Below are 8,446 nucleotides of genomic sequence, written 5' to 3' on the forward strand. Positions count from 1 at the left end.
TTCTCGCGGAAGCCGCCTGAGGACAGCCCGCTGCCGTTCGGCTACGCGTCCAACGACGCCGAACCGAACCGCAAGCAGAATCACCACCCGGCTCAGGGCTGACGTCTCTCCCGCCCGCCAACTCGTCCGGGTCGTGGGCAAGGGCACCTTGGCTGAGCAGCAGCAGCTGCCGGCCAGGCCGGAGACATTCGTCTGGACCTGCCTCGACCTCGCAGAGGGACCGCCTGGCCGCCTCGTGATCTGCTTGCCGTCCGGCGGTAGGACTCGGTGCCGGTCTGGATCCGCGTGCAGCGGAAGGTAATCCGGTCGGCGATGGCTGCGCAGAGCCTCGGCTCGTTGAAGATCGAGTTCCACTCGCGTCGGTGGGGACGTTCTAGGGCCGATGGCAGACGGCCTCGACGTTGTTCCCGTCGGGATCGCGGACAAAGGCTCCGTAGTAGGACTCGTGGTAGTCCGGCCAGAGCCGGGGCGCGTGCAGGACCTCGGCACCCACTGCGAGGGCCGCTGCGTAGAAGCCGTCCACGGCGGCGCGGTCAGCTGCGGCGAATGCGATGTGCAGCTCGCGCGCAGGCACCGGGTCGGTCGCGGGGACCAGCCACAACGGGTGGCCCGTGACTCCGAAGCTGATGTTCTCGCCGAACTGCTTCTTACGCTCGCCACCCAACGGGGCGAGTACGGCGTCGTAGAAATCGGCGCTGGCCGCGATGTCGTGCACCTGGATGGCGATATGATCTAGCATGCGCCAACCCTCCACTATCGCAAGGGGGTTGTCGCGCAGTTTTTCATTCATCCGCTCCCGGCCGGGCGCAGTGGCACTCGCCTGCGCTCCGACTCATCGGGCACGCTCCAGCAAACGTAACTGACAGAGAACTGCGGCGGTGCCGAAGCCGTTGTAAGCGGCATCGTCGCCGCCGCCCCGGAGACCCGCCAATGAAATACACAGCCCCGCCAACTCGGGCGCACACCCGCCATGTGAAGCGCTCAGTCACATGTGCGACGAGCCGGCAATTCATTTTCCCCTGCGCGGAGTTATCCACAGAAGGCTCCCTCCGGAACCGATGGCGGGGTGCTGCGACTACCGTCGGTGACATGCTGTGACCGGACATCACGGTTTGTGAATGGACCCCACAGTTTGCGAGCGCCATAGTTGGCGACTCTGCGTGACTGTGACTGAGCGGCCGTATTGGCCCCTGAGTGATTCAGCTGGCCCGGCTGAGCGTGCGTGACGCCCCGACCATCGAAACGCGGCCGGAATGTGACCCAGAGTAGGCGGGTGTATACGCTGAGAGAAAGGTGGAGAGGGAGAGGAACACCCGACAGCATGAGCAGAGGAGCCCCGTGCCCATTCAGCCTCGCAACCTTGCCCCCGGCGTGTACGTCAAGGAGTCCACCAGCGGCGTCCACGTCATCAGTGGTGCCGGAACGTCGACTCCAGCCTTTCTCGGCCTCGCCCACCGGGAGGGCAACGATGAACTCGGCTTCTACACGCCGTCCCAGGTGAGGAGTTGGAAGGAGTTTTCGGACCGCTACGCGGCTGAGGCGCACACGGGTCTTGTCGGTGAGGTGGGGAAGGTCGTCCAACACTGCGAGGATGCGGCCCTGGGCGTCCTTTCTGCTGTCACCGGAGGGCGGACACCCGAGGCGCCCACCACGCTGGATCGAGGGGTGCCGCTGGCGGAGGCGGTGTACGGGTTCTTCGCCAACGGCGGCTCCTCCTGCTACATCGTTCCGCTGCGGGTGCACGATGACGAGTTCGCCTCTCTCGTGACGGCGCTCGACACCGGCCTTCAACAGCTGGAGAAGGTGCCCGATGTCCACATGGTCGCGGCGCCGGACGCCGCGGCCAGGGCCACCACGGACCAGGAACTCGCCGAGAGCGCTCAGAAGATCGCCGCTCACTGCGCGAAGATGCAAAACCGCGTGGCGATCCTGGACATTCGCCACGACCCCACCGGCACCCCTATGTCCACCGCACCGGACCTGGTGACGGGCAATGAACAGAAGCAGTTCGCGACGCTGTATTACCCATGGGTGACGGTGCCGGGCCTGGACGGGAGGTCACGAACGGTTCCTCCGTGCGGCCACGTCGCCGGCGTATGGGCGCGCACCGACGCGAACCGCGGCGTATTCAAGGCACCCGCCAACACGGACCTCGGGAACGTCGTATCCCTGGCCGTGACGCTGAACGACACTCAGAATGGGGACCTCTACAACCAAGGCGTGAACTGCCTACGCACCTTCCCGGGCAAGGGGATCCTAGTGTGGGGCGCACGCACCCTCGCTGCCGCCGACGACCTCGACTGGCGGTACATCAACGTCCGTCGGCTCGTGTGCTTCCTGTCCGACTCCATCAAGCAGTCCACCACGTGGGCCGTCTTCGAACCCAACGACGAGCACCTGTGGGCCACGCTGCGTCAATCCGTCGAAGCGTTCCTTACGGACCAGTGGCGCCAGGGAGCCCTCCAGGGTTCGATGCCTGATCAAGCCTTCAACGTCATCTGCAATGACAGCACCAACACCCAGGAGACGATCGACAGGGGCGAAGTGAACGCGGACGTCTACGTCGCCCCTGTCCGGCCCGCCGAATTCATCCACTTCAGGATCACCCAGGCTGCCGGCGCCACCACCTAACCTGGGCCGCTCCGCCAAGCTGGACCACGGCCGTTTGCACATCCGAGAATTGAGTGCCCGAGGTGGCCGCCAGGGCCCCTCGCAAAACTATCGAGTCCAGGACTCGCAAACCGTCGTGTCCATAGAGGTGGACCACCAGCGCTGATGCGCCAGCTGATTCGCAAACCGTGGTGTCCGGTCACACATGCACGGAGGACTGCCGTTCATCGGCATCAGCACCATCATCTACGGCGCGATCGGCATCGTCTGCGTCGTGGTCAGCGCGATCCGCAGGACAGGGGGAAGCTCATCATGCACACCGTCACCGTCATCGTTCCCGCTCACAACGAAGAAGAGGGCCTTCCGGCCACGCTGGAATCCCTCGCGCGGCAAACCGTCCCGCCCGACCGGATCCTGGTCGTGGACGACGGCTCCACGGACCGCACCGGAGAAGTCGCCGCATCGCACGGAGTGACCGTGCTGCGCCCGCCGCACCGCCTCGGCAGCAAGGCCAGGGCGCAGAACCACGCACTGCCGCACTGCACCACCGACCTCGTCCTGGCCGTCGACGCGGACACCGTCCTCGCCCCGGACTACCTCGCCCGGATCCTCCCGGTCTTCGACGACCCCGATGTCACGGTCGCGGCGGGCACCGTCCGCACCCGCTACACCCGCACGGTGTGGGAACGCGGACGCTCCACGGAGTATCTGTTCGGCTTCCACTGGCAGCGGCCCATCCAGGCCCGCGCCAACAGCCCCATGGTGTGCTCGGGTTGCTGCTCGGTGTTCCGCCGCGACACGCTGACCGCCTTCGGCGGTTTCCCCGAGCGGACCATCGTCGAGGACATGGACTACATCTGCATGCCCTTGGGGGAGTGACTCTATGATGCCCCTGGTTGGGCGGCAAACATGCAGGTCAGAGGTGCTGAATCTGTCGCTCTCGGCATGTGCGCGTTCGGCAGGGTGGAACCGGGTCTGGCAGGGCTGATGCTGACCCGATGCTGACTTTTCTGATGGACATTCAGGAAGCGGCGATGGTGACGCAAGGGTCAGCTGGCCGGCGCCGGGTCGCGTCGAGATCGTTGGTGCAGGACTGTCGACGTGCCCGCCGGTGTGGTGACCGGCAATAGGTCCAGCGTTTCGCCGAGTGCTTCCAGCTCTCCTGAGCTACTGCGTCGTCGCTTCCGAGCCGGTGGCTGGGGGTGCGTTCGCTGTCTCGGTGTCCGTACCTGCAGTGTGCGAATTCCGGGCTCTGGCGCTGATCTTGTGACGCAGCCGGTGTCAGCGGTGGCTGTGGTCACGGCTCGCAAGGGATCATGGTCATCATCCGACGTGAGAGGGTTACGACAGCGCCTGCCCCGGTATCCGCTGAAGCGGCTGCGCGAGAAGAGGCGGGTGTCCGGCTGGAGGCATAGGTGAAGAGCCCTGACATGTCCCGCGGTGCGCGTCTTGCCGGCCACGGTGCAGTTTCCACATCGCTGGCGCTGTGCAGTGATCGCAGACTGCGCGAGCTCGTCGACGCGGCTACACCGATCGGTTCCGGCATAGGCGGGAAATCTGTGCTGCTGGAGGTCGACGGAACCTCGGTCTTCGTGAAGCAGATACCCCTGACCGATCTGGAGCGGCGGCCGGAGAACGTTCACTCCACCGCGAATTTGTTCGGTCTGCCGGTCTTCTGTCAGTACGGTATCGGCAGTATTGGCGGCCCGGGGTTCGGGGCCTGGCGGGAGCTGGCCGTGCAGACCATGACGACGAACTGGGTGCTCGCGGGGGATTATGAGGGCTTCCCGTTGATGTACCACTGGCGGGTGCTACCGGGTCCCAAGCAACCGCTTCCCGAGGAACTGGCCGATGTGGAACGGGCCGTGGCCTACTGGGGAGGCGGGTCGGGGGTGCGTCGCCGGATCGAGGCTCTCCAGCAGTCTTCGGCGAGCCTCATGCTGTTTCTGGAGTACATCCCGCAGAACTTGCATGACTGGTTGGGCGTCCAGGTCCGGGCCGGTGACGAGGTGGCCGAGCGGGCCTGCCTCATGGTGGAGGAGGAGCTGGAAGCCGGGACCTCGTTTATGAACGCCCGCGGGCTGCTGCACTTCGACGCCCACTTCGAGAACATCCTGACCGACGGCCGGCGGCTCTTCTTCGCGGACTACGGGCTCGCGATCTCCTCCCGCTTCGAGCTCACACAGGACGAGGCCGACTTCTTCGTCCAGCACCACACCTACGACCGGTGTTACACCGTCACGCATCTGGTGACTTGGCTGGCAGTCGCTCTGTACGGGTACGGACCGGAAGAACGCAAGGCGTTTGTGTGCGCGTGCGCCCAGGGGGCGTCCCCGGGGGAAATGCCGGCGGCGGTCGCGGCAGTCTTCGCCCGCTATGCGCCGATTGCCGCAGTGATGGTGGACTTCTATAGCAAACTCCGGCAGGAGAGCCGGGCAACCCCCTACCCGCTGGAGGCGATCCGCTGGATCGGACAGCGGGACAGCAGCTCCATCGTCTGATGCGCCGTCGGGGTCATCAGGAGGAAGCCGCGTGACTCTTCGCAGGCTCGCGTCTCACTCGCGTGGGAAAGATGGTGGCTGTGATCACGGCTCGCGTGTTCTTCGCGGAGTTTCGAGGTGTTGTTCCCTCATCTGGCTGGTGTCGTAGTGGAGTTGGTCGAGCGGGCTGTGGCCGGGGTGGTCATGATGCATGCGCGGGCGCGCTCGGAGGGTGCGGACTGTCCGCCCTACGGTAGTGCGTCGGACCGGGTACACGGCTGGTACCTGCGACAGCTCGTGGACGCCGCGGTCGGTGGCGCCAGAAGGAGACTCCGTTGCGGACCTCGCCTCGATCCCGACCGTGCCGCTCCGGCGCACCCGCTGCCGCACCCCGCCCTCTAACGACGGGCACACCTGGCGCCGTCCCGGGCACCTGTCGCCCCGCGCGATAGCCACGCGCCCTTCGACCCACCACTCCGCGCCGTGCCGCCTGCCGCCGACCGGGCTCACTTGTTGAACTTCCTTGTCTCACAGGGACGTTGAAAAACAGCTCCGTAGGCCACTGGTCAGCAGGCTCGCCGGGTCCACGTCGGCCACCACAGCACGGCACGCGTCGCAACGGTTCCGTACGAGCGCCGGCCTGCGCTGCTCCGTATGCCCGCGCCCGGCACCACCGGATCTCAGGCGCACCCCGCCTCCCCCTCCAAGCTCCGCCGGCCGGCCCCGGTCGGCGGCCCGGGGCCCGCACCGGGTCACAGAATCTCCGTCCGTCCCTAGGAGACCCCCACATGACCACCTCGCACAAGAAGAAGACGAACACCAGAGCCCGCGCTGCCATCGCCGCGGCCACCGCTGGCGCCATCGCCGCCGTGTCCGCCGGCATCGCCTCGGCCTCGGGCACCTTCGACATCCATGCCGACGCGCACCACCACTTCGCGCTCGGCACCCAACTGGGAACCTGGACCCGCCTCGGCCTGCTCAAACGTGTCACCCGCGGCGCCTACAAACTCACGACCCCCGACCCGTTGACGTTCCCTCCTGCCCCTTAACTTCGCGGCATTGGTTGTGTGGGCGTTTGTCAGCCGGGCCGGTCCTCGTCAGAGGGTGCCTGCTCAGATGGGAAGAAGATCCGGCTGAGGAGGTACGGTGCGCGGCCTGGCTCTGGCTGGTTGGCGAGCAGGGGGCCCAGAATCGCGAGCAACTTGTGGTTCATCTCGGTGAGTTCGTCCGGGTTGAGCCATAGGGTGCCCTGGCGGTAGGAGACCGAGTCGGCGACCGGGTCGGCGCCGTCGCGGTCGAGGTAGGTGTTGAACTCCGCGATCAGCACGGCCATGGCGGCGGCGAAGCCCCGGCGGTGGTCGTCCAGCGACATCGCGGCAGCCGCGTCGATGTCGACCACGGGGCGGTCCTGACGGAGGCGATAGTGCCGCTCGACGGCGCCGCGCACCCGCTGCTCCGCGGCGACCTCCAGGAAGCCCGCCTCGGTCAGCAGGGCGACGTGCCGGTACATGGTCACCTTCGACACCTCGGGCATGCGCGCGCACAGCTGCGAGGTGGTCAGCACCCGGCCGCCGGCAAGCGCGTGCACCACTCGCAGACGCACAGGGTGGAGAAGCAGGTCGACTGTGTCCATGACGCTACTGTTTCACATGCGATACCGTTATCGAAATTGAAAACGTAGTGCCATGGGAGGGGAACATGAGGCAGGCAGTGGGGCGGGCGGTGCAGGTGAACGGTCGGTCCGTCTATGTCGAGGAGTCCGGTTCGGGGCCGCAGTGGGTGGTCTTTGAAGCCGGCCAGGGCCTGGGGCGTACCTGCTGGGACCCCGTGCTGCCGCTGCTGACGGATCGAGGGCGATTGGTGGCCTACGACCGTGCCGGCTTCGGCCGCAGTGGCCGGACAGCGGTGCAACTGGGCATCGACGACATGGCCGCGGACCTGGTCGCCATGGTCGAGGCGGTCGTCCCCGGCCCCTTCGTGCTCGTCGCACACAGCATGGGCGGGCTGGTCTCGCGCCGCTCCGTGGAACGTCTGGGGCCACGGCTGCGGGGGCTGTTGCTGCTCGATCCCACGCCGGAGAGCGCGCCCGTCTACAACACTTTCGACCAGACCGCCGCCAAGGTCGACCGTGCCATGGGCGTGACGCAGGCGCTGGTCCGGTCACGCTCGCTGGCCCGCATGGTCAGCGGGAACATCCGCCGCGTCTTCCCGGCGGACACCTACGCGACCATGCTCGCCGAGGACCTCACTCCAGCCGGCATCGCGCAAACGAGGAAAGAGCTCAAGGCCGTGGCCGCAGCCATCCCTCAGCTCCGCGCCGAGCCGCCCGGCCTTCCGGCATGTCCGACCGTCCTGCTTTCGGCATCCCGCCCCGTGAAGGGACGGGGACAGCAGCACGCCGTCATCGCTGAACATCAGCGACGTTGGGTCCAGACGCTGCCGGATGGGCGGTTCGAAAAGGTCGACTCGGGGCACTTCATCCAGGCTGAGCAGCCGGGGATCGTCGCGGACAGGGTCGGACACCTCCTCGACCGGGCTCCGAGCCGGCGCGTCCGGTCGGCTTGAGGGGGAGGTGTGCGGGCTTCGCCGGATGTCAGTTTGAGTTGGCCTCTGGGGCGGCTGGTGTCGGCTTGGCGTAGGTGAACAGGCCGGGTTCGGGCTCGGCGACGATGAGGTGGGAGTTGTCAGCTGGCATCCGCGGCCTCCTCGCCCTTGTCTTGGTCGTCCTCCAGCTCGCCGATCATGCGGTCGAGGTTGTCGGCGACCTGCTGGTTCATCTCGGCGACGCGGGTGTGCCCGCAGTTGGTGGCGTTGTCGATCAGCGTCAAGGTGCGGGTGCGCTGTTCGCGAAGCTCCGGCAGGAACTCGGGCCCGGTGGGGAAGACCGGGCAGGTCAGACAGGCTTCTCTGAACTTTGGGGCCGGTCCGTCCCAAAGCCTCTGATCTGCAGCTCTCTGAAACCGAATCGGTGATGCCAGAGGAATCACTGCGAGATGTTCCGGAGAGCGAGAGCCGCTCCGCCTGCCGCCTCGGTACTGTGACTTCGCATGACCGAGACCGAGATCGAGATCACCGCAGACCTGGTCCGCGACCTGCTGCAGGAGCAACATCCAGACCTTGCAGGGCTGGCCATCCGCGAGGTGGCGGGCGGCTGGGGCAACCAAATGTGGCGCCTCGGGGATGAGTTGACTGTGCGCATGCAGCGCATGGACCCCACCCCGGAGCTCCAGCTCAAGGAGCGGCGGTGGCTACCCGTGCTGGCCCCGCGCCTGCCGCTCCCGGTACCGACCCCGGTGCGGTTCGGCGAACCGTCCGAGCGCTTCCCCAAGCACTGGACCGTGATGACGTGGGTTCCC

10 protein-coding genes are annotated in these 8,446 nt (G+C 66.7%); 6 read left to right on the forward strand and 4 right to left on the reverse strand.

The window, feature by feature from the left end; all coding sequences use genetic code 11:
- Positions 1-92: 92 nt before the first annotated feature.
- The gene (locus RZ84_RS42530; protein ID WP_347232810.1) at positions 93-461 is read right to left on the reverse strand and encodes an ATP-binding protein; all 369 of its coding nucleotides are present in this window, start codon (positions 459-461) and stop codon (positions 93-95) included.
- Positions 374-739 carry a VOC family protein gene (locus tag RZ84_RS27690; RefSeq protein ID WP_043266777.1) on the reverse strand — a complete coding sequence of 122 codons (366 nt, stop codon included), beginning with the start codon at positions 737-739 and terminating at the stop codon, positions 374-376. Before RZ84_RS27690 ends, RZ84_RS42530 begins: the two co-directional genes overlap by 88 nt.
- Positions 740-1,371: 632 nt before the next feature.
- On the opposite strand from RZ84_RS27690, the gene RZ84_RS35220 reads away from it, so the two are divergent.
- From RZ84_RS35220 to RZ84_RS27710, 4 genes are all read left to right on the forward strand, one after another.
- Positions 1,372-2,631 (forward strand): phage tail sheath family protein, encoded by a 1,260-nt coding sequence (locus tag RZ84_RS35220; protein WP_157878904.1) that lies wholly within the window; start codon positions 1,372-1,374, stop codon positions 2,629-2,631.
- A gap of 291 nt (positions 2,632-2,922) precedes the next feature.
- A complete protein-coding gene (locus RZ84_RS27700) occupies positions 2,923-3,489 on the forward strand; it encodes a glycosyltransferase family 2 protein (protein WP_241777878.1) in 567 nt (188 codons plus the stop codon).
- Positions 3,490-4,040: 551 nt separating this feature from the next.
- Positions 4,041-5,111, forward strand: coding sequence for a protein kinase family protein (locus tag RZ84_RS27705; RefSeq protein ID WP_043266780.1), 1,071 nt, complete (start codon positions 4,041-4,043; stop codon positions 5,109-5,111).
- Between the two features lie 767 nt (positions 5,112-5,878).
- Positions 5,879-6,139 carry a hypothetical protein gene (locus tag RZ84_RS27710; RefSeq protein WP_043266783.1) on the forward strand — a complete coding sequence of 87 codons (261 nt, stop codon included), beginning with the start codon at positions 5,879-5,881 and terminating at the stop codon, positions 6,137-6,139.
- Between the two features lie 29 nt (positions 6,140-6,168).
- On the opposite strand, the gene RZ84_RS27715 is transcribed toward RZ84_RS27710, so the two are convergent.
- Positions 6,169-6,723 carry a helix-turn-helix domain-containing protein gene (locus tag RZ84_RS27715; protein ID WP_043266785.1) on the reverse strand — a complete coding sequence of 185 codons (555 nt, stop codon included), beginning with the start codon at positions 6,721-6,723 and terminating at the stop codon, positions 6,169-6,171.
- 77 nt (positions 6,724-6,800) lie between these two features.
- On the opposite strand from RZ84_RS27715, the gene RZ84_RS27720 reads away from it, so the two are divergent.
- Positions 6,801-7,655 carry an alpha/beta fold hydrolase gene (locus tag RZ84_RS27720; RefSeq protein WP_043266787.1) on the forward strand — a complete coding sequence of 285 codons (855 nt, stop codon included), beginning with the start codon at positions 6,801-6,803 and terminating at the stop codon, positions 7,653-7,655.
- A 119-nt stretch (positions 7,656-7,774) separates the two neighbouring features.
- On the opposite strand, the gene RZ84_RS27725 is transcribed toward RZ84_RS27720, so the two are convergent.
- Positions 7,775-7,918 (reverse strand): hypothetical protein, encoded by a 144-nt coding sequence (locus tag RZ84_RS27725; protein ID WP_241777879.1) that lies wholly within the window; start codon positions 7,916-7,918, stop codon positions 7,775-7,777.
- Between the two features lie 219 nt (positions 7,919-8,137).
- Between RZ84_RS27725 and RZ84_RS41800 the strand changes: the two genes are divergently transcribed.
- Positions 8,138-8,446: phosphotransferase (locus tag RZ84_RS41800; RefSeq protein WP_241777880.1), on the forward strand; the 309-nt coding region annotated here is incomplete at its 3' end.

The organism is Streptomyces sp. CT34 (assembly GCF_000805335.1).
In the GTDB taxonomy this organism is placed as follows: Bacteria; Actinomycetota; Actinomycetes; order Streptomycetales; family Streptomycetaceae; genus Streptomyces.